Consider the following 18,740-nt stretch of genomic DNA (forward strand, 5'->3'; position numbering starts at 1 on the left):
AAAATGGTTTACAAGTCGATTATGACCCAGGACGATCTCGCCTTCGACAAGCAGCATATCTGGCACCCTTACACCTCCACCACCCGCCCTCTTCCCGTCTATCCGATGGCCTCGGCCCACGGCTGCGAGCTGCACCTTGCCAGCGGTGAACAGCTCGTCGACGGGATGTCCTCCTGGTGGGCGGCCATTCACGGGTATAACCACCCGCGCCTGAATACGGCGATGAAGGCCCAGATTAACCAGATGTCGCACGTCATGTTTGGCGGGATCACCCATCAACCTGCGGTGGATTTGTGCCGTCGCCTGGTGGCAATGACCCCTGAATCGCTGGAGTGTGTCTTCCTGGCCGATTCCGGCTCCGTGGCGGTGGAAGTGGCGATGAAAATGGCGCTGCAGTACTGGCACGCCAGAGGCGAAACGCGCCAGCGCTTCCTCACGTTCCGCAACGGCTATCATGGTGATACCTTCGGGGCGATGTCGGTCTGCGACCCGGATAACTCCATGCACAGCCTGTGGAAAGGTTATCTGCCGGAAAACCTGTTCGCGCCTGCCCCGCAAAGCCGCTTCGACGGCGAGTGGAACGAGATGGACATGGTTGGCTTCGCGCGACTCATGGCGGCACATCGTCATGATATCGCCGCCGTGATCCTGGAGCCGATTGTGCAGGGCGCAGGCGGAATGCGGATGTATCATCCGGAATGGCTGAAGCGTATTCGCAAGATGTGCGACCGCGAGGGCATTCTGCTGATTGCCGATGAAATCGCCACCGGCTTTGGCCGCACCGGGAAGCTGTTTGCCTGCGAGCATGCGGGTATCGCCCCGGATATTTTATGCCTGGGCAAAGCGCTGACTGGCGGCACCATGACACTCTCGGCCACCCTCACGACCCGTCATGTTGCCGACACCATCAGCGACGGCGACGCGGGCTGCTTTATGCACGGTCCGACGTTTATGGGCAACCCTCTGGCCTGCGCCGTCGCAAGTGAAAGCCTCGCCATACTGGAGAGCGGCGAGTGGCAGACGCAGGTCGCGGCGATTGAAGCGCAGCTGAAAGACGAGCTGAGCGCCGCCTCGGGAGCCCATTTTGTGGCGGACGTGCGCGTGCTGGGTGCCATCGGGGTAATTGAAACCACGCATCCGGTGAATATGGCGGCGCTGCAGCGCTTCTTCGTTGAGCAGGGCGTCTGGGTGCGGCCTTTCGGCAAGCTGATCTACCTGATGCCGCCGTATATCATCACTGCTGAGCAGCTGCGTAAGCTCACCGCCGCGGTAGTCGACGCGGTCAACATACCCGCGCATTTCACGATTTAGCCCTATGCGTTACACTTCGAGAACGAGTGATTAACGAGGGTAAACCGTATGAAAATCATCAGCAAAGATCTGCGCGACGGCGAAAAGCTGCCGGAACGCCACGTTTTCAACGGCATGGGGTATCAGGGCGATAATATCTCCCCGCACCTGGCGTGGGATGAGGTTCCGGCTGGCACGAAAAGCTTTGTCGTGACCTGTTACGACCCGGATGCACCAACCGGCTCCGGTTGGTGGCACTGGATCGTAGCAAACCTGCCTGCCGACACGCGCGTGCTGCCGCAGGGTTCCGGCTCCGGCCTGGTCGCCCTGCCGGAAGGCGCTATTCAGACGCGCACTGACTTTGGTAAAGCGGGCTACGGCGGCGCGGCGCCACCAAAAGGGGAAACCCACCGCTATATCTTCACGGTGCATGCGCTGGATGTGGACAAGATTGAGGTCGATGAAGGCGCGAGTGGCGCGATGGTAGGCTTTAACGTGCATTTCCATTCGCTTGGTAGCGCGTCGATTACGGCGATGTATTCGTAAAAAAAGCCGGGTGGCGGCTACGCCTTACCCAGCCTACATTTTGCACTCGTAGGCCCGGTAAGCGCAGCGCCACCGGGCACGAATCACAGCACGGAAGGTAGCAGCCCTACCAGCCGTCCCTCTTCCAGAAGCTGTATCGCTTTATCAATGTCCGGCGCAAAGAAGCGGTCGTCATCGTAATGCGATACATGCTCACGCAGCGCCTGACGCGCCTGCTCCAGCAGCGGGCTGGATTTCAGCCCTTCACGCAAATCAATACCCTGACTTGCCGCCAGCCATTCCACCGCCAGCACGCCGCGGGTGTTGGCGGCCATCTCCCAGAGACGACGTCCGGCAGCCGGGGCCATCGAGACGTGGTCCTCCTGGTTCGCCGAGGTTGGCAGGCTGTCGACGCTGTGCGGGTGCGACAGCGCTTTGTTTTCACTCGCCAGCGCGGCAGCCGTCACCTGGGCAATCATAAAGCCCGAGTTGACCCCGCCGTTACGCACCAGGAACGGTGGCAGCTGCGACATATGTTTATCCATCATCAGCGCGATACGGCGTTCTGACAACGCGCCAATTTCGGCAATGGCCAGGGCGATATTATCCGCCGCCATCGCCACCGGCTCGGCGTGGAAGTTACCGCCGGAGACCACCTCGTTTTCCTGGGCGAAGACCAGCGGGTTATCGGATACCGCGTTGGCCTCTATCAGCAGTACCTCTGCGGCCTGGCGCAGCTGCGTCAGGCACGCGCCCATTACCTGCGGCTGGCAGCGCAGAGAGTACGGATCCTGCACTTTTTCACAGTTGTGGTGTGAATCCGCAATTTCGCTGGTGTCGGTGAGCACGTGGCGATACATGGCGGCGGCGTCAATCTGGCCGCGCTGACCGCGCACCTCGTGGATGCGGGCGTCGAATGGACGACGCGAACCCAGCACGGCTTCGGTGGTGAGCGCGCCGCACACCACCGCCGAGGCAAACAGATCCTCCGCTTCAAACAGGCCGCGCAGCGCGAAGGCGGTCGACGCCTGCGTGCCGTTCAGCAGCGCCAGCCCCTCCTTCGCCGCCAGGGTGATCGGGGCTAAACCGGCTTTTTTCAGCGCCTCTTTGGCAGGAAGCCATTCGCCCTGCCAGCGTGCCTGCCCTTCCCCCAACAGAAGCAGCGACATATGCGCCAGCGGCGCAAGATCGCCGGAGGCGCCGACGGAACCTTTCGCCGGGATCCACGGATAGACGTCGGCATTAACCAGCGCCATCAGCGCCTGGATCACGCTCAGGCGAATGCCGGAGAAACCGCGCGCCAGGCTGTTGATTTTAAGCACCATCATCAGACGGACAATCTCGTCATCGAGCGGCTGGCCGACCCCCGCCGCGTGAGACAGCACCAGTGAACGCTGTAAGTTTTCCAGATCGTGCGTTGCAATGCGCGTTTGTGCCAGCAGACCAAACCCGGTGTTGATCCCGTAAGCCGTGCGCCCTTCGGCAACAATGGCCTCCACGCAGGCAACGCTGTCGTTAATGGCGGCGTGGGCACTTTCATCAAGCGAGAGCGTAACCGGCTGACGCCAGACGTTTCGCAGCTGTTTAAGCGTCAGGGAACCGGGCGTAAGTGTTAAGGCGTTCATTCATGATTTCCTTGTGTGGCAGGGATCATCGGCAGGTTTAGCCCCTGCTCTTTGGCACAGTCAATAGCAATCTCGTAACCCGCGTCCGCGTGACGCATCACGCCGGTGGCCGGGTCGTTGTGCAGCACGCGAGCGATACGCGCGGCGGCTTCATCGGTACCGTCACAAACGATAACCATCCCCGAGTGCTGTGAGAAGCCCATTCCCACGCCACCGCCGTGGTGCAGCGAGACCCAGGTCGCGCCGCTGGCGGTATTGAGCAGGGCATTCAGCAGCGGCCAGTCTGAAACGGCATCCGAGCCGTCGCGCATGGCTTCCGTTTCACGGTTAGGGCTGGCAACGGAGCCGGAATCAAGGTGGTCGCGACCAATGACAATCGGTGCGGAGACTTCGCCGCTGCGCACCATTTCATTGAAGGCCAGACCCAGTTTTTGCCGCCACTCCAGACCGACCCAGCAGATACGCGCAGGCAGGCCCTGGAAGTTAATGCGCTCGCGCGCCATGTCCAGCCAGTGGTGGAGATGTTCGTCATCCGCGACGATCTCTTTCACTTTGGCATCGGTTTTGTAGATATCCTCCGGGTCACCGGACAGGGCAACCCAGCGGAACGGCCCAATGCCGCGACAGAACAGCGGGCGAATATAGGCAGGCACGAAGCCCGGGAAGTCGAAAGCGTTCGTCACGCCCATCTCTTTCGCCATCTGACGGATGTTATTGCCGTAATCGAAGGTCGGAATGCCCATCTTGCTGAAGGCCAGCATCGCGGAGACGTGTTCAGCCATCGAACGTTTCGCAGCAAGTACCGTGCCTTCCGGGTCGGTTTCCGCTTTTTGCTGATATTCTTCCCACGTCCAGCCGTTTGGCAGGTAACCGTGCAGCGGGTCATGGGCGCTGGTCTGGTCGGTGACGAGATCCGGGCGAACGCCGCGGGCGACAAGTTCAGGCAGAATCTCTGCCGCGTTGCCGCACAGGGCGATCGACACCGCTTTGCCTTCCGAGGTGTATTTTTTGATGCGCGCCAGCGCATCGTCGAGGTTATCAGCCTGCTCGTCGACGTAGCGGGTACGCAGACGGAAATCAATGCGGCTCTGCTGGCACTCAATGTTAAGCGAGCAGGCGCCAGCAAGCGTGGCAGCCAGTGGCTGCGCGCCGCCCATACCGCCGAGACCGGCAGTCAATACCCAGCGGCCTTTCAGCGAGCCGTTATAGTGCTGGCGGCCGGCTTCCACGAAGGTTTCGTAAGTGCCTTGCACAATCCCCTGGCTGCCAATGTAGATCCAGCTCCCGGCGGTCATCTGACCATACATCGCCAGCCCTTTGGCATCCAGCTCGTTGAAGTGTTCCCACGTCGCCCAGTGCGGCACCAGGTTAGAGTTGGCGATCAGCACGCGTGGCGCATTTTTATGGGTTTTGAATACGCCGACCGGCTTGCCGGACTGCACCAGCAGGGTTTCGTCGTGTTCGAGATGAGTCAGGGATTTTACAATTGCGTCATAGCATTCCCAGTTACGCGCGGCGCGGCCTATGCCGCCGTAGACCACCAGCTCGTGGGGGTTCTCCGCCACCTCAGGGTCGAGGTTATTCATCAACATGCGCAGCGGGGCTTCGGTGAGCCAGCTTTTGGCAGTAAGCGTGGTGCCGCGCGCGGCGCGGACATCCTGCTGGCGGTATTTACCTGACGACATTGTGTGCTCCTCATAAAGGACAGATGATGCATTTAGATATACTTGTATAGACAAGCACACACAAGGTCAGATTTAACAAAAAAGATACAATTTTGTTATATTGCGTTAGCGATCACGCTTATAAAACTTATGACATAAAGTGGCCCTGCAGCCGGTAACGGTTACCCGGGAAAAGCAGCCTGGCATGGGAGACAATCTGCGATGATGACCAGGTTCGACGGCGGATCAGCAGGCACGGATCGTGCTCTTTAATGCGCAACCGTTCACATTCCTGCGGCGTGGCGCGCACAGCCTCCACAATGTGTTCCCCTTCCGTCAGCGGTGCGACCAGCGAGAGGTACGCATGCGGCGTGGTTTGGGTGTAATCCTGGCTCAGATACTCCGGTATCCGCTCTGCGTTAACGCAGCGATCTTCAATCTGTACCGGAATGTCGTTCTCAAAATGCACCATCACGGAGTGGAAGATGCGGCTCCCTTCTTTAACATTCAGCTCGGCGGCCTGCTCGGCGCTCGCCTCGGTCTCTTCGAGCACCAGCACCTCGCAGCGGTGCTGATGATTTCGCGAGTGTATCTCATCGGCAATACTGCGGATTTCAAACAGCGCCGACTGACCTTTGGGCTCCGCCACGAAGGTGCCGACCCCCTGCAGGCGCACCAGAAGACCTTCATCGGTCAGTTCGCGCAGCGCCCGGTTGATGGTCATCCGGCTAAATCCAAATTGCGCCACCAGTTCGGCCTCGGACGGAATACGATCGTGAGGGCGCCAGACACCGGTAGCAATTTTTTCGCTGATAGCCTGCTTCACCTTTTCGTAGAAAGGCGCAGGAGGGCTCGACTGCGCCAGGGGCGAGCGTGAAAACATCATGACTCCTTAAATAGGGTTATGCCCACCAGTGAGCAATTTGCCAGGCCAGACGAGCGGCAAGCTTCGCGCCCTGTCCGTCCCTGTCGTACTGCGGGTTAAACTCTACCAGATCGGCGGCCTGCAGCTTACCGCTGCGACAGATTTGTTCGATAACCGGCAGAAGATCCAGCGCCGGTACCCCTAACGCCGCAGGGGCGGATACGGCAGGCATTTCGCTCGCCGGCAGAACGTCGAGGTCAATAGTCAGGTAGACCCGATCGGCCTGCACCAGCACCTTTTCCAGCGCAGATAACGCATCGCGTCTGAAATGCCAGTCTTCCACCAGCGTGACGTTCAGGCGTTCCGCTTCATCCCAGAGTGCCTGCGTGTTGGCTGCCCGGCTGACGCCAAAGCAGGCGTAGCGAAACGCCCGACCGTGGTCCTCGCAGTAATGGGCCAGTTGACGAAACGGGGTACCGGATGTTGCACGCTCGGCCTTGCGCAGATCGAGATGGGCATCAAGATTAATCACTGTCACGCGCTCGTTCGGGAAGGCATCGAGAATGCCCCGACCATGCGCCCAGGCGGTCTCGTGCCCGCCGCCAAAGATCAGCGTGCGCATCCCGGACTGCTGGCAGGCCGTCACCGCATCGCTTAAAACCCGCTGTGCCGCTTCAAGTTCATCACCTTCGACATACACGGACCCCATATCCGCAAGCCGTTCGTGTCCCTGATGGCTGGCCATATTCGCCAGCGCGTTGCGCAGGATATCAGGGGCCTGCACGGCGCCATGCCTGCCCTGATTGCGTTTAACCCCTGCATCGCATTCAAACCCGATCAGCGCGATGCCAGAGGAAAGCGGCGTAAACTGCGCCTGCTGCTGTATCGTCTGAAAAATACGCTTTGCATTGCTGGCCTCGGCGCTGTCGTCACGCCCCTGCCAGACCGTTTCGGCTACGGGCCGCCATAACCTCATACTGCCTCCCCACGGAAAATACGCTGATACAACGGATTGCGACCCGGTTCATAGACCATCTCAACCGGATGGTCAGCATCCCAGACGATAAAATCGGCCACATACCCCGCCTGCAATTGCCCGTGGGTTGCGCCGCGACCCAGCGCCTGCGCGGCGTGTCGCGTGACGCCAGCCCAGGCCTCTTCAGGGGTCAGGCCAAACTGGACGCAGGCCATATTCATCGCCAGGTGCAGGCTCGCAAACGGGCTGGTGCCGGGGTTATAGTCGGTGGCCACCGCCATCGGCACTCCCTGTTTTCTGAGCTGTTCAACCGGCGGACGCTGGCGCTCCTGAAGGAAATAGAACGCGCCGGGGAGCAATACCGCCACCGTACCGCTTTGCGCCATCGCCTGAATGCCAGCGTCGTCGAGATATTCGATATGATCCGCTGACAGCCCTTTATACTGGCTGACCAGCGCCGCACCGCCCTGATTAGACAGCTGCTCTACATGCCCTTTCACCGGAATACCCAGCGCGGTGGCGGCCTGGAAAAGACGCTCGGTTTGCGACGGGGTAAAGCCGACGTTTTCACAAAACACGTCTACCGCTTCAAATAACGCTTTTTGCCACAGTGCGGGCATGATCTGCTCGCAGACCAGCGTGAGATAGGCATCCGGATCCTGTCGGTATTCCGCAGGGACGGCATGTGCCGCCAGAAGCGTCGGGCTAATCTCGACCAGATTACTCAGACTAAGCTGGCGAGCAACCAGCAACATTTTCTCTTCGGCATCCGCGTTAAGTCCGTATCCCGATTTAATTTCTATGGTCGTCACGCCTTCATTCATCAGACGCTCTAGCCGCTGCTGCGCCAGCTTCAACAGGGTTTCCGGCGAACTGTTGCGTGTCGCCGTCACGGTGGCGTTAATCCCGCCGCCCTGCGCGCTGATGGTTTGATAAGAGACACCGTTCAGGCGCTGCTCCCACTCTGCCGCGCGGTCGCCGCCAAACACCAGATGGGTATGGCAATCAATCAGCCCCGGCGTCACCAGACGTCCCTGTAGATCAATGCAGTGACGGTGTCCGGAAGGAATGTCAGATTCAGGGATCACGGCCAGGATGGTTTGACCGCGCACGACCAGGGCGTGTTGCGCTTTCAGACCATAGGGTGCGGAGGCATCGGGAACCATCGTTGCCAGTCGCGCATTTCGCCATATTACATCGTCAGGATGAAGCTGCATGGGCATTCCACTTGTCATAGGTTGTATAGACATTTATTTTCATCCGTCGTCTGCTGTCAACCGTTCTGGTAGAAAATGTTATTTATTTGTGATGACTTTCCCGCCTCCCGGGGGTAAAAAATGCAACTTTTACCCTTTTTATCTTCCCGTTTCGCTCAACTTAGTATAAAAAAGCAGGCTATTTCGTCTATCCCGTTTAAGACTTGCATACCCAGGAGCTCCACCTTGAACATTTCCAGGATTTCCCGTCTGGCGTTAGCGCTCGCCTTTGGCGTGACCTTATCCGCATGCAGTTCAACACCACCGGATCAGCTGCCTTCTGAGCAGGTAGCACCGGGCACCGCGTCCCGCCCGATTTTGTCCGCTGATGAAGCGAAGAACTTCGACCGTGCCCACTACTTCTCAGCGATGGATCCTAACGCTGCGCCGTGGACACCGTCTTCTATTAACCTGCCGAAACAGCCTGACTTCGTGGTTGGCCCGGCTGGCGCCCAGGGCGTAACGCACACGTCCATTCAGGCAGCGGTTGACGCGGCCATTACCAAACACAGCGCCTCTCGCCAGTACATCGCGATCCTGCCGGGCGAATACGAAGGCACCGTGTATGTTCCGGCCGCGCCAGGCAGCATAACCCTTTACGGTCTGGGCGAAAAAGCAATCGACGTGAAAATTGGCCTGGCGATTGATTCCGAAATCGACAGCACCAGCTGGCGTCGCCTGGTGAACCCGGCCGGTAAATATATGCCAGGTAAACCGGCGTGGTACATGTTTGATAACTGCCAGAGCAAGCGTTCCGCTACCGTTGGCCTGATGTGCTCGGCGGTATTCTGGTCCCAAAATAATGGTCTGCAGCTGCAAAACCTGACCATTCAAAATACCCTCGGCGACAGCGTCGATGCCGGTACTCACCAGGCCGTCGCGCTGCGTAGTGATGGCGATAAGGTGCAGATTAACAACGTCAACATTCTGGGCCGTCAGAATACCTTCTTTGTGACCAACAGCGATGTTAAGAACACGCTGCAGAACAACCGCCTGACCCGTACGCTGGTGACCAACAGCTACATTGAAGGTGACGTGGATCTGGTGTCCGGTCGCGGCGCGGTGGTATTTGAAAACACCGATTTCCGCGTGGTGAACTCGCGCATTCAGCAGGAAGGTTACGTGTTTGCGCCAGCAACACAGTCTAACCTGTTCTACGGCTTCCTGGCCGTTAACAGCCGCTTTAACGCTGCCGGCGACGGCGTGGCACAGCTGGGTCGCTCCCTGGATGTGGACTCTGCCACTAACGGTCAGGTCGTGATCCGCGACAGCGTGATCAACGAAGGCTTTAACATGGCGAAGCCGTGGGCTGATGCCGCGATCTCCAAACGTCCGTTCTCCGGCAATACCGGTGCGGTGGATGATAAAGGGAACGTCCAGCGCAATCTGAACGACGCGAACTTCAACCGCATGTGGGAATACAACAACCGCGGTCTGGGTAGCAAGGTGGTTGCAGAGCCGAAGCAGTAAGATGAGAGTAAAAGGGGGATTTTAATCCCCCTTTTTACTGCGACTGAATGCGTCAGGCACCAAACTTAAGATACGCATCCAATAGTTGCATAATCGCAACCATGAGTTGCAGGAAAAGAATTGCCCATTCCACACCGCTCATACGCCACTCCTTTGGTATAGAGCACTTCTCCTCTGCCTTACCTTTCCGCTGCCTGTCACCAGAGGTGTGTTGGCTATGTTTTGATGTGCTCCGCAGTTTAGGCACTGTCGGCACCACCCGACAGCCAGGACTTAAAAAGGATCCTGAATTGCGGAACTGCAGCACATCAAACCAACGAACAGAATGATATCAAACCATTACTGTATATAAAAACAGTTATGAAGAGTTTAGGAATCCATAAAGAAAAACCAAATATCACATTGATTATATTAATTATTTTTGCGCACCACCGCTTGAGAACGTCTTTTCTTCATTGGTGATGATTTTACATCGTCTTAAGTCAACATTATGATAATCAGGTTGGTTACGTTTTGATGTGCTCTACCCGGCTACCACCGGGCATAAAAAAACCTCGCATTCGCGAGGTTTTTTGTTTCAGGCCACTTAGTGAGCGTTGACCAGGACCCACATCGGACCCTGGCCTACGGCGTAGCGTCCTTTTTCTTCCAGCAGACCCTGTACGCCTTTGATTTCATACAGCGCGATATGGTGGGATTTCTGCCCTGCCGCAATCAGGTATTTACCGCTGTGATCGATATTAAAGCCGCGCGGCTGAGTTTCCGTTGGCTGGAAACCTTCAATGGCCAGCACGCTGCCATCTTCGGAGACGCTGAAGACGGTAATCAGGCTGGAGGTACGGTCGCAGGCATACAGATGACGGCCGTCAGGCGTAATGTGGATATCCGCCGCCCAGCGGGTGTCAGAGAAGTCAGACGGCATCATATCCAGCGTCTGCACGCATTCGATCTGACCGTTTGGATCTTTCAGCTCCCACACGTCTACCGAACTGTTCAGTTCGTTTACCACATAGGCATACTGCTGGTTCGGGTGGAAGACCATATGGCGTGGGCCTGCGCCCTCAACGGTAGTCACTTCAGCCGGGTTTTGCGCCACCAGGTGACCATCGTCGCTCAGGGTAAACAGGCAGATGCGATCCTGCTTCAGTGCAGGCACCCACAGCGTGCGGTTGTCCGGAGAGATATTCGCCGAGTGACACCCTTCCAGTCCTTCCACCACGTCGACTGTGTCGACCGGAATGCCGTCGTCAAGGCGGGTCACGCTGACGCAGCCCGCATTGTAAGAGCCGCTAAAGATGAAACGCCCTTTACGATCGGTCGAGATGTGGGTCGGGCTGCCTGGCAGCGGCGCTTCGGCAGTGTAGGTCAGCGCACCGTCGTCCGGCGAGATGCGGTAGGCCAGCACCCGGAACTCAGGACGTACGCCAACATAGAGAAAACGTTTATCCGGGCTGACGACCATTGGCTGTACTTGCCCCGGAACATCAACAACCTGAACCAGCGTGAGCGAACCTTCTGCATTCAAACGCCAGACGTGGATCTGCTGACTTTCAGGACTGGCGGTATAAACGGTTTGTTTCATGAATACTCCTTTCCTCACTGCGCGTGAAAGTGATTATTTTTAACGGTGAATGCTGAATTTTAGCCAGGAATTTTGCAGCGATTTACTCTCGGTGTAACATCGCCTGAGACCTAAAATTCAACATTAACCCGGAAGAACAAATGACCTCGCGTGTGATTGCCCTGGATTTAGACGGAACATTACTGACCCCTCAGAAAACCCTGCTCCCCTCCTCCCTTGAAGCGCTTAAACGAGCCCAGGAAGCCGGGTATCAACTCCTTATCGTAACGGGTCGACATCACGTTGCCATTCATCCTTTTTATCAGGCACTGGCGTTAGATACACCTGCAATTTGTTGTAATGGCACTTATTTGTATGATTATCAGGCAAAAAAGGTTTTAGCCTCCGACCCGCTACCGGTTCCTCAGGCGCTGCAACTGATTGATCTGCTGGATGAGCATGCCATTCATGGCCTGATGTATGTGGACAACGCGATGCTGTACGAGCGCCCTACCGGCCATGTGGTGCGCACCAGTAACTGGGCACTTTCGCTGCCGGAAGCGCAGCGTCCGGTCTTTACCCAGGTGTCCTCCCTGCGCCAGGCCGCTCAGGATGTTGACGCTATCTGGAAATTCGCCCTGACGGATGAAGACACCACCAAACTGAATACCTTCGCGAAACAGGTTGAACAGACCCTGGGTCTGGAATGTGAATGGTCCTGGCACGATCAGGTAGATATTGCCCGTAAAGGCAACAGCAAGGGCAAGCGCCTGACGCAGTACGTAGAATCTCAGGGAGGGTCGATGCGTAACGTGATTGCCTTTGGCGATAACTATAACGACATCAGTATGCTGGAGGCTGCCGGTACCGGCGTGGCGATGGGCAACGCCGATGACGCGGTGAAAGCGCGCGCTAACGTGGTGATTGGCGATAACACCACCGATAGCATCGCGCAGTATATTTATACCCACCTGCTGTAATCAGGCAGTGATCGAGACGCTCTTGATTTGCGCGTAAAGCCACAGGCCGGGCTTGATACCTAACTCGTCCCTGGCCCACGGGCTGATGCGCGCCCAGAGCGTCCTGCTTCCCACCTCAAGCTTCACTTCCACCTGACCGTTATCATCAAAACACTCCGCCACTTTGGCGCGCAGAATATTACGAATGCTGGTTTGCAGCGGCGGTTGCAGCACCAGCGAGACGTCCGATGCCTGAATGCGAATACGCAGCGCGGACTGTAACGGCTTGTCGACCTTGCTCACCCACAGATGCTGGTCGCCCAGCGCCAGCGCGGTCATCGCATAATGCGGGTGGTGTTCCAGCACGCTCACTTTCAGGATACTGCTCTGCTGCTCCTTTGGAAGCCAGGGATGCATCACGCTGCTTCCCCATACCTCTTCCAGGTTGCCAAAGGCCTTTACGCTGCCCTCTTCCAGTACCAGCACTTTGTCGGCCAGATGGAGGATCTCATCCAGCGAGTGGCTGACGTAGAGCATGGGAATGTTAATCTCGCGGGTCAGGCGCTGCAGGTAGGGCAGCAGTTCACGTTTACGCGGAATATCCAGCGAAGCCAGCGGTTCGTCGAGCAACAGCAGCTCGGGTGCGGTCAGCAAGGCACGGCCAATCGCCACACGCTGTTTTTCTCCACCGGAAAGCGAGGAAGGCAGCCTGTCGAGCAGAGGCTCAATACCTAACAGCGTCACCAGCTTATCAAACTGCCCGGCCATACTTTTGGCCATACCGTAGCGCAGGTTGCCGCGCACGCTGTAGTGCGGGAACAAGCGCGCGTCCTGGAAAACATAGCCGATGCGACGTTTATCCGGCGAGAGGTATATTTTGTTCTCCACGTCATTCAGAACGCGGTCATTCAGAACAATTCGCCCTGACTGCGGGCGTGTCAGGCCGCTAATCGCATTAATCAGAGAGGTTTTTCCCCCACCGGAGACGCCAAAAATGGCGGTGATGCCGCTTGCAGGCAGCGTCTCGTTAAGCGTCAGCGTGTGGTTCCCCAGCGTCTGGGTGAAATTCAGTTCCAGCATCCTTATTTCCCCATCCGTTCGCGACTCAGCCGCGCCAGCCATTCAGACACCAGCAGCGAAGCCAGGGCCAGGACGATTGAAATGATGCACAGTCGCGCCGCCGCGCCTTCTCCGCCGGGTGTTTGAATCAGGGTGTACATGGCTGACGGAATCGTTCGCGTCTCGCCGGGAATGTTCGATACAAACGTGATGGTCGCGCCGAACTCGCCCAGCGAACGGGCAAACGCCAGTACCGTGCCAACTATAATCCCCGGCAGCGTAAGCGGGAGCGTGATGGTGAAAAAGACGCGCCAGCGCCCGGCACCCAGCGTGCGGGCCGCCTGTTCGAGCTTCATGTCCACCCCTTCCAGCGCGAGGCGGATCGCCCTCACCATCAACGGAAATGACATCACCGCCGCGGCCAGTACCGCACCGCGCCAGCTAAAGGCGAACGTCAGACCAAACCAGTCGTAGAGCTTCTCGCCGATAAAACCGCGTCGCCCCATCGAAATCAGCAACAGATAGCCGACCACCACGGGGGGTAAAACGAGCGGGAGATGAAGTACGCTGTCGAGCAGCGCCTTGCCGGGAAACCGGCAGCGCACCAGTAACCAGGCAAAGAAGATCCCAAAGGGCAAACTCAGCGCAACCGCCAGGGAAGAGACTTTAAGGCTCAGCATAACAGCCTGCCATTCAGGATCGGTCAATATCATCAGTGAGTCGTAAATCCATAACGTTTAAAGATTGCGGACGCTTCTGGCCCCTTCAGGTAATCGCGAAAGGCCGTCACGGTCGCGTTTATATGTCCATCAACAATCGCGACAGGATATTCCACTTTCTTGTGGGAGTCTTCCGGGAACGTTGCAACCACTTTCACACCCTTGCTGGCAACGGCATCAGAGCCATATACAATCCCCAGCGGGGCTTCGTTGCGTTCCACCAGCGCCAGCGCACCGCGTACATCTTCCGCCGGCGCCAGTTTCGGCGACAATGTCTCCCACGCGCCCAGTTTTTGCAGCGCTTCTTTGGCGTAGATCCCCGCCGGAACATGCTCCGGATCGCCCACCGCCAGACGGCCACCGTTAAGCAGGCTCATCCAGTTGGTCTCTTTGTTAATGGTAATATCCGCCTGCGCGCTGGCTTTTGGTGCCACGACAACCAGGCTATTCCCCAGCAGCGTTTCGCGGGTTGCCGGATCAATTGATTTCTTCTCCGCCGCGTAATCCATCCATTTCTGATCGGCTGAAATGAACAGATCCGCCGGTGCCCCCGCTTCTATCTGGCGCGCAAGCGTAGATGAAGAGGCGAAAGAGGAGACAACATCGACGTTTTTCTCTTTTTTATACGCCGCCGCAATATCCTGCAGCGCGTTGGTCAGCGACGCCGCCGCAAAAACCGTAATTTTTCCGTCGTCCGCCAGCGCCTGCCCGGCAAGTGAAAGCGTCAGCGTTGCCCCAGCGAAAAGACGTACCCATGAACGTGCCATTTGTAGCTCCTGTATATAGCGTTATATAGATGACAATATAACGATATCTTCATGGAGATCCCAGCGCTATATCGTACCGCTCAAGGGGTAAGCTGGACTGATTCTTAATACTATCGGAGAAAATGAGAAAAGCTTGAGAGCAAAACGCCCGGGCTAGCCGGGCGTTTTGAAGGGAATCAATGCTGCTTTTTAGCCTGGTCTTTGTGACCAATGTTCGAAAAGAGGTTGAACACTTCACCCAGGCCGTAGATGGCACCGAGGATGATGGCCATCACTACTGGCACCATGATCACGGCGAATACCAGACTTTTCAACAACTCTAACATGGTTTTCTCCAGATATTGTGAAGGGCTTATTCTACCCTGAAAAGTAAGAAAAACATCCCCTTTTGTGCGGTAGCCTTTGCGCCCCGCACCATTTGGGTCACAATATCCTTTTTGCCAGGACACTGTTATGCAGGCCGAAATTCTTCTTACTCTCCGACTACAGCAAAAGCTTTTTGCCGACTCCAGACGTATAGCCCTGCTTAAACAAATAGAACAAACGGGCTCGATTAGCCAGGGGGCAAAGAATGCCGGGATCAGCTATAAAAGCGCCTGGGATGCCATCAATGAAATGAACACCCTGAGCGAACACCCGCTGGTGGACAGAGCCACGGGCGGTAAGGGCGGTGGCGGCGCCAGGGTGACGCGCTACGGTCAGCGCCTGATTCAGCTTTACGATCTTCTGGGCCAGATCCAGCAAAAAGCGTTTGATGTTCTGAGTGATGACGATAGCGTTCCACTGGACAGTTTGCTGGCCGCCATTTCCCGCTTCTCGTTACAAACCAGCGCCCGCAACCAGTGGTTTGGTACGGTGACGGCGCGCAATAATCTTCAGATACAACAGCATGTTGAGATCCTGCTTGCCGATGGAACAACGCGTCTGAAAGCCGCAATCACCGCGCAGAGTGCAGAGCGCCTTGGCCTGGATGAAGGTAAAGAGGTGCTGGTGTTACTGAAAGCGCCATGGGTCAATATCACGCGTAATCCCGACACAGCACAGGCAGCGGATAACCAGCTACCGGGCGCAATCAGCCATATTGAACGGGGCAAGGCGCAATGCGAAGTGCTTATGACGCTGGCGGACGGACAATCACTCTGCGCGACGGTACCTTGCAGCGAGGCGGACGGCTTAGAAGAAGGTGCTGTCGTCACCGCATATTTCAACGCAGACCGGGTGATTATCGCCACATTGTGCTGAGCGCATTGACAACCGCGCTGACAGTGAGTATCCCTGACATCTGTTGCTGCAAAAAATGGGATAAATCATGGCATTATTGCATATTTCGCAAGGTACGTTTCGTCTTAGCGATACCCGGACGCTGGCGATTGCTGATTTGACAATACGCGCGGGTGAAAGCTGGGCGTTTGTTGGCACTAACGGCAGCGGTAAATCCGCGCTGGCCCGTGCGCTGGCGGGGGAGCTCACCCTCCTCAAAGGGGAATACCAGAGCGAGGTTACGCGCCTGACGCGCCTCTCTTTTGAACAACTGCAAAAGCTGGTGAGCGACGAATGGCAGCGCAACAATACCGATTTACTCAGTCCTGGAGAAGAAGATACCGGCCGTACAACGGCGGAAATTATCCAGGATGAGGTGAAAGATCCTGCCCGCTGTCAGCGCCTGGCTGAACAGTTCGGCATTACCGCCCTGCTCAACCGACGCTTCAAATATCTTTCTACCGGCGAAACGCGGAAAACCCTGCTTTGCCAGGCGCTGATGAGCGAGCCTGAACTGCTGATCCTCGACGAACCGTTCGACGGCCTTGACGTCCAGTCCCGGGCGCAGCTGGCGCATCTGCTGGGCTCGCTTAATCAGCAGGGATATACCCTTGTGCTGGTACTTAACCGCTTTGATGAGATTCCGGATTTTGTCCAGCATGCCGGTGTGCTGGCCGACTGCCATCTGACCGAGACGGGCGAAAAGTCGGCGCTGCTTAAGCAGGCGCTGATCGCCCAGCTCGCGCACAGTGAACAGCTCGACGGCATCACCCTTCCGGAACCCGATGCCCCGTCAGCCCGCCACGCGCTCGATCCTCACCAGCCACGCATCGTGCTGCGTGATGGTATCGTCTCTTATGACGACCGCCCGATCCTTAACCATCTTAGCTGGACGGTGAATCCGGGCGAGCACTGGCAGATTGTCGGCCCAAATGGCGCGGGAAAATCCACGCTGCTGAGCCTCATCACCGGCGACCATCCGCAGGGCTATAGCAACGATCTCACGTTGTTTGGCCGTCGTCGCGGCAGCGGTGAAACCATCTGGGATATTAAAAAACATATCGGCTACGTCAGCAGCAGCCTGCATCTGGATTACCGGGTCAGTACCACGGTACGTAACGTGATCCTCTCCGGGTATTTTGACTCCATCGGAATTTATCAGGCGGTGTCGGACAAGCAGCACAAGCTGGCCCAGCAGTGGCTGGATATTCTGGGGATGGATAGCCGGGTGGCCGACGCGCCGTTTCACAGTTTGTCATGGGGGCAGCAGCGCCTGGCATTGATCGTTCGCGCGCTGGTAAAACACCCGACACTGTTAATTCTGGATGAGCCCCTGCAGGGTCTGGATCCGCTAAACCGCCAGCTGATTCGTCGCTTTGTGGATATTCTCATTGCCGAGGGTGAAACCCAACTGCTGTTTGTTTCACACCATGCCGAGGATGCCCCTTCCTGTATCACCCATCGTCTTGAGTTCATTCCGGACGGCGAGCGCTATCGCTATCTTCTCAGCCACATCGACTAACCGTGGAGGGCCCCGCCCTCCTCTTTTCAGATAACTTGCATCAATACAACACTATCTCTTTGATCTAGAATGGTCTGAGTGATTGAAAAAGCGAGTTTGAAAACGAGTGTAAACGATTCCACTATTTTATCCCATGTCACACTTTTAGCGTCTCTGTTATGCTATGGTTATTACATACCATAAGCCTAATGGAGCGAATCATGCGAGTTCTGGTAACAGGTGGTAGCGGTTACATCGGAAGTCATACCTGTGTGCAACTGCTGCAAAATGGTCACGATGTGATCATCCTCGACAACCTGTGCAATAGTAAGCGCAGCGTGCTGCCGGTGATTGAACGTCTTGGCGGGAAACAACCCACTTTCGTGGAAGGCGACATCCGCAACGAAGCGCTGATGACCGAAATCCTTCACGACCACGCCATTGAAGCGGTGATCCACTTCGCCGGTCTGAAAGCCGTCGGTGAATCCGTTGCGAAGCCGCTTGAGTATTACGACAACAACGTCAACGGTACCCTGCGTCTCATCTCCGCCATGCGTGCGGCGAACGTTAAAAACTTTATCTTCAGCTCCTCCGCCACCGTCTATGGCGATCAGCCAAAAATCCCCTACGTTGAAAGTTTCCCGACAGGCACGCCACAAAGCCCGTACGGCAAAAGCAAGCTGATGGTGGAACAGATCCTGACCGATCTGCAAAAAGCGCAGCCGGAATGGAGCATCGCCTTGCTGCGCTACTTCAACCCGGTCGGCGCCCATCCGTCTGGCGATATGGGTGAAGATCCGCAGGGCATCCCGAACAACCTGATGCCGTATATCGCCCAGGTGGCGGTAGGCCGTCGTGAGTCGCTGGCGATTTTTGGTAACGACTACCCAACCCAGGACGGCACCGGCGTGCGCGACTATATCCACGTGATGGATCTGGCCGACGGTCACGTAGCGGCCATGCAACTGCTGGCAGATAAACCGGGCGTGCATATTTACAACCTCGGCGCCGGGGTCGGCAGCAGCGTGCTGGACGTGGTTAACGCCTTCAGCAAAGCCTGCGGTAAGCCAGTGAACTACCACTTCGCACCGCGTCGTGATGGTGACCTGCCCGCTTACTGGGCGGATGCCACTAAAGCCGACAAAGAGCTTAACTGGCGTGTTACCCGCACGCTTGATGAAATGGCACAGGATACCTGGCACTGGCAGTCACGCCACCCGCAAGGCTATCCGGACTAAGGATC

Annotated in this window: 18 protein-coding genes; 7 read left to right on the top strand and 11 right to left on the bottom strand. The window is 57.0% G+C overall.

Features of this window, described 5'->3' with window-relative positions:
• Positions 1 to 21 precede the first annotated feature (21 nt).
• Both bioA and O1723_RS14875 read left to right on the top strand, forming a co-directional pair.
• A complete protein-coding gene (gene bioA, locus O1723_RS14870) occupies positions 22 to 1,311 on the top strand; it encodes an adenosylmethionine--8-amino-7-oxononanoate transaminase (protein WP_014883072.1) in 1,290 nt (429 codons plus the stop codon).
• 48 nt (positions 1,312 to 1,359) lie between these two features.
• Positions 1,360 to 1,836, top strand: a complete 477-nt coding sequence (locus O1723_RS14875; protein ID WP_014883071.1) for a kinase inhibitor — start codon at positions 1,360 to 1,362, stop codon at positions 1,834 to 1,836.
• A gap of 83 nt (positions 1,837 to 1,919) precedes the next feature.
• Here O1723_RS14875 and hutH read toward each other — a convergent pair whose 3' ends face one another.
• The 5 genes from hutH to hutI all read right to left on the bottom strand — a co-directional run bounded on the left by hutH (position 1,920) and on the right by hutI (position 8,162).
• A complete protein-coding gene (gene hutH, locus O1723_RS14880; RefSeq protein ID WP_014883070.1) occupies positions 1,920 to 3,440 on the bottom strand; it encodes a histidine ammonia-lyase in 1,521 nt (506 codons plus the stop codon).
• The gene (gene hutU / locus O1723_RS14885; protein WP_014883069.1) at positions 3,437 to 5,125 is read right to left on the bottom strand and encodes a urocanate hydratase; all 1,689 of its coding nucleotides are present in this window, start codon (positions 5,123 to 5,125) and stop codon (positions 3,437 to 3,439) included. The genes hutH and hutU overlap by 4 nt, the downstream gene beginning before the upstream one ends.
• 127 nt (positions 5,126 to 5,252) lie before the next feature.
• Positions 5,253 to 5,987, bottom strand: a complete 735-nt coding sequence (locus O1723_RS14890; RefSeq protein WP_014883068.1) for a histidine utilization repressor — start codon at positions 5,985 to 5,987, stop codon at positions 5,253 to 5,255.
• Between the two features lie 19 nt (positions 5,988 to 6,006).
• Positions 6,007 to 6,945 carry a formimidoylglutamase gene (gene hutG / locus O1723_RS14895; RefSeq protein WP_248190724.1) on the bottom strand — a complete coding sequence of 313 codons (939 nt, stop codon included), beginning with the start codon at positions 6,943 to 6,945 and terminating at the stop codon, positions 6,007 to 6,009.
• Positions 6,942 to 8,162: an imidazolonepropionase gene (hutI, locus tag O1723_RS14900; RefSeq protein WP_023336942.1), complete on the bottom strand. Its 1,221-nt coding sequence runs from the start codon at positions 8,160 to 8,162 to the stop codon at positions 6,942 to 6,944. The genes hutG and hutI overlap by 4 nt, the downstream gene beginning before the upstream one ends.
• 225 nt (positions 8,163 to 8,387) lie before the next feature.
• Between hutI and O1723_RS14905 the strand changes: the two genes are divergently transcribed.
• Positions 8,388 to 9,671: a putative acyl-CoA thioester hydrolase gene (locus tag O1723_RS14905; protein WP_248190725.1), complete on the top strand. Its 1,284-nt coding sequence runs from the start codon at positions 8,388 to 8,390 to the stop codon at positions 9,669 to 9,671.
• Between the two features lie 52 nt (positions 9,672 to 9,723).
• Here O1723_RS14905 and tisB read toward each other — a convergent pair whose 3' ends face one another.
• Both tisB and pgl read right to left on the bottom strand, forming a co-directional pair.
• Positions 9,724 to 9,813 (bottom strand): type I toxin-antitoxin system toxin TisB, encoded by a 90-nt coding sequence (tisB, locus tag O1723_RS14910; protein ID WP_023332440.1) that lies wholly within the window; start codon positions 9,811 to 9,813, stop codon positions 9,724 to 9,726.
• 444 nt (positions 9,814 to 10,257) lie between these two features.
• Positions 10,258 to 11,253: a 6-phosphogluconolactonase gene (pgl, locus tag O1723_RS14915; RefSeq protein WP_023338174.1), complete on the bottom strand. Its 996-nt coding sequence runs from the start codon at positions 11,251 to 11,253 to the stop codon at positions 10,258 to 10,260.
• A gap of 140 nt (positions 11,254 to 11,393) precedes the next feature.
• Between pgl and O1723_RS14920 the strand changes: the two genes are divergently transcribed.
• Complete coding sequence (locus tag O1723_RS14920; RefSeq protein ID WP_023332438.1) at positions 11,394 to 12,212, top strand: pyridoxal phosphatase; 819 nt, start codon at positions 11,394 to 11,396, stop codon at positions 12,210 to 12,212.
• Here O1723_RS14920 and modC read toward each other — a convergent pair whose 3' ends face one another.
• The 4 genes from modC to O1723_RS14940 all read right to left on the bottom strand — a co-directional run bounded on the left by modC (position 12,213) and on the right by O1723_RS14940 (position 15,062).
• The gene (modC, locus tag O1723_RS14925) at positions 12,213 to 13,271 is read right to left on the bottom strand and encodes a molybdenum ABC transporter ATP-binding protein ModC (RefSeq protein ID WP_248190727.1); all 1,059 of its coding nucleotides are present in this window, start codon (positions 13,269 to 13,271) and stop codon (positions 12,213 to 12,215) included. It lies immediately after the preceding gene.
• Positions 13,272 to 13,273: 2 nt separating this feature from the next.
• Positions 13,274 to 13,963 (bottom strand): molybdate ABC transporter permease subunit, encoded by a 690-nt coding sequence (modB, locus tag O1723_RS14930; RefSeq protein WP_014883061.1) that lies wholly within the window; start codon positions 13,961 to 13,963, stop codon positions 13,274 to 13,276.
• Positions 13,963 to 14,736 (bottom strand): molybdate ABC transporter substrate-binding protein, encoded by a 774-nt coding sequence (modA, locus tag O1723_RS14935; RefSeq protein WP_248190728.1) that lies wholly within the window; start codon positions 14,734 to 14,736, stop codon positions 13,963 to 13,965. The genes modB and modA overlap by 1 nt, the downstream gene beginning before the upstream one ends.
• Positions 14,737 to 14,912: 176 nt before the next feature.
• Positions 14,913 to 15,062 (bottom strand): AcrZ family multidrug efflux pump-associated protein, encoded by a 150-nt coding sequence (locus tag O1723_RS14940; protein WP_014883059.1) that lies wholly within the window; start codon positions 15,060 to 15,062, stop codon positions 14,913 to 14,915.
• A gap of 127 nt (positions 15,063 to 15,189) precedes the next feature.
• On the opposite strand from O1723_RS14940, the gene modE reads away from it, so the two are divergent.
• The 3 genes from modE (at position 15,190) to galE (ending at position 18,735) form a co-directional block, all read left to right on the top strand.
• Positions 15,190 to 15,978, top strand: a complete 789-nt coding sequence (modE, locus tag O1723_RS14945) for a molybdenum-dependent transcriptional regulator (RefSeq protein WP_023336938.1) — start codon at positions 15,190 to 15,192, stop codon at positions 15,976 to 15,978.
• Positions 15,979 to 16,045: 67 nt separating this feature from the next.
• Entirely contained in the window at positions 16,046 to 17,518 is a 1,473-nt protein-coding gene (gene modF, locus O1723_RS14950) for a molybdate ABC transporter ATP-binding protein ModF (RefSeq protein ID WP_014883057.1), read from the top strand.
• Positions 17,519 to 17,718: 200 nt separating this feature from the next.
• Positions 17,719 to 18,735 (top strand): UDP-glucose 4-epimerase GalE, encoded by a 1,017-nt coding sequence (gene galE, locus O1723_RS14955; RefSeq protein WP_014883056.1) that lies wholly within the window; start codon positions 17,719 to 17,721, stop codon positions 18,733 to 18,735.
• Positions 18,736 to 18,740 lie beyond the last annotated feature (5 nt).

The sequence above is a fragment of the Enterobacter cloacae complex sp. HYC080_NIDB genome, from assembly GCF_056673325.1.

Excerpts from the sequence above, each read along its gene's own strand:
- modF (WP_014883057.1), top strand. The coding sequence starts at position 16,046 with ATGGCATTATTGCATATTTCGCAAGGTACGTTTCGTCTTAGCGATACC.
- modE (WP_023336938.1), top strand. The coding sequence starts at position 15,190 with ATGCAGGCCGAAATTCTTCTTACTCTCCGACTACAGCAAAAGCTTTTT.
- galE (WP_014883056.1), top strand. The coding sequence starts at position 17,719 with ATGCGAGTTCTGGTAACAGGTGGTAGCGGTTACATCGGAAGTCATACC.
- modC (WP_248190727.1), bottom strand. The coding sequence starts at position 13,271 with ATGCTGGAACTGAATTTCACCCAGACGCTGGGGAACCACACGCTGACG.
- hutH (WP_014883070.1), bottom strand. The coding sequence starts at position 3,440 with ATGAACGCCTTAACACTTACGCCCGGTTCCCTGACGCTTAAACAGCTG.
- modA (WP_248190728.1), bottom strand. The coding sequence starts at position 14,736 with ATGGCACGTTCATGGGTACGTCTTTTCGCTGGGGCAACGCTGACGCTT.
- O1723_RS14890 (WP_014883068.1), bottom strand. The coding sequence starts at position 5,987 with ATGTTTTCACGCTCGCCCCTGGCGCAGTCGAGCCCTCCTGCGCCTTTC.
- O1723_RS14920 (WP_023332438.1), top strand. The coding sequence starts at position 11,394 with ATGACCTCGCGTGTGATTGCCCTGGATTTAGACGGAACATTACTGACC.
- O1723_RS14875 (WP_014883071.1), top strand. The coding sequence starts at position 1,360 with ATGAAAATCATCAGCAAAGATCTGCGCGACGGCGAAAAGCTGCCGGAA.
- hutU (WP_014883069.1), bottom strand. The coding sequence starts at position 5,125 with ATGTCGTCAGGTAAATACCGCCAGCAGGATGTCCGCGCCGCGCGCGGC.
- O1723_RS14940 (WP_014883059.1), bottom strand. The coding sequence starts at position 15,062 with ATGTTAGAGTTGTTGAAAAGTCTGGTATTCGCCGTGATCATGGTGCCA.
- hutG (WP_248190724.1), bottom strand. The coding sequence starts at position 6,945 with ATGAGGTTATGGCGGCCCGTAGCCGAAACGGTCTGGCAGGGGCGTGAC.
- modB (WP_014883061.1), bottom strand. The coding sequence starts at position 13,963 with ATGATATTGACCGATCCTGAATGGCAGGCTGTTATGCTGAGCCTTAAA.
- hutI (WP_023336942.1), bottom strand. The coding sequence starts at position 8,162 with ATGCAGCTTCATCCTGACGATGTAATATGGCGAAATGCGCGACTGGCA.
- bioA (WP_014883072.1), top strand. The coding sequence starts at position 22 with ATGACCCAGGACGATCTCGCCTTCGACAAGCAGCATATCTGGCACCCT.
- pgl (WP_023338174.1), bottom strand. The coding sequence starts at position 11,253 with ATGAAACAAACCGTTTATACCGCCAGTCCTGAAAGTCAGCAGATCCAC.
- tisB (WP_023332440.1), bottom strand. The coding sequence starts at position 9,813 with ATGAGCGGTGTGGAATGGGCAATTCTTTTCCTGCAACTCATGGTTGCG.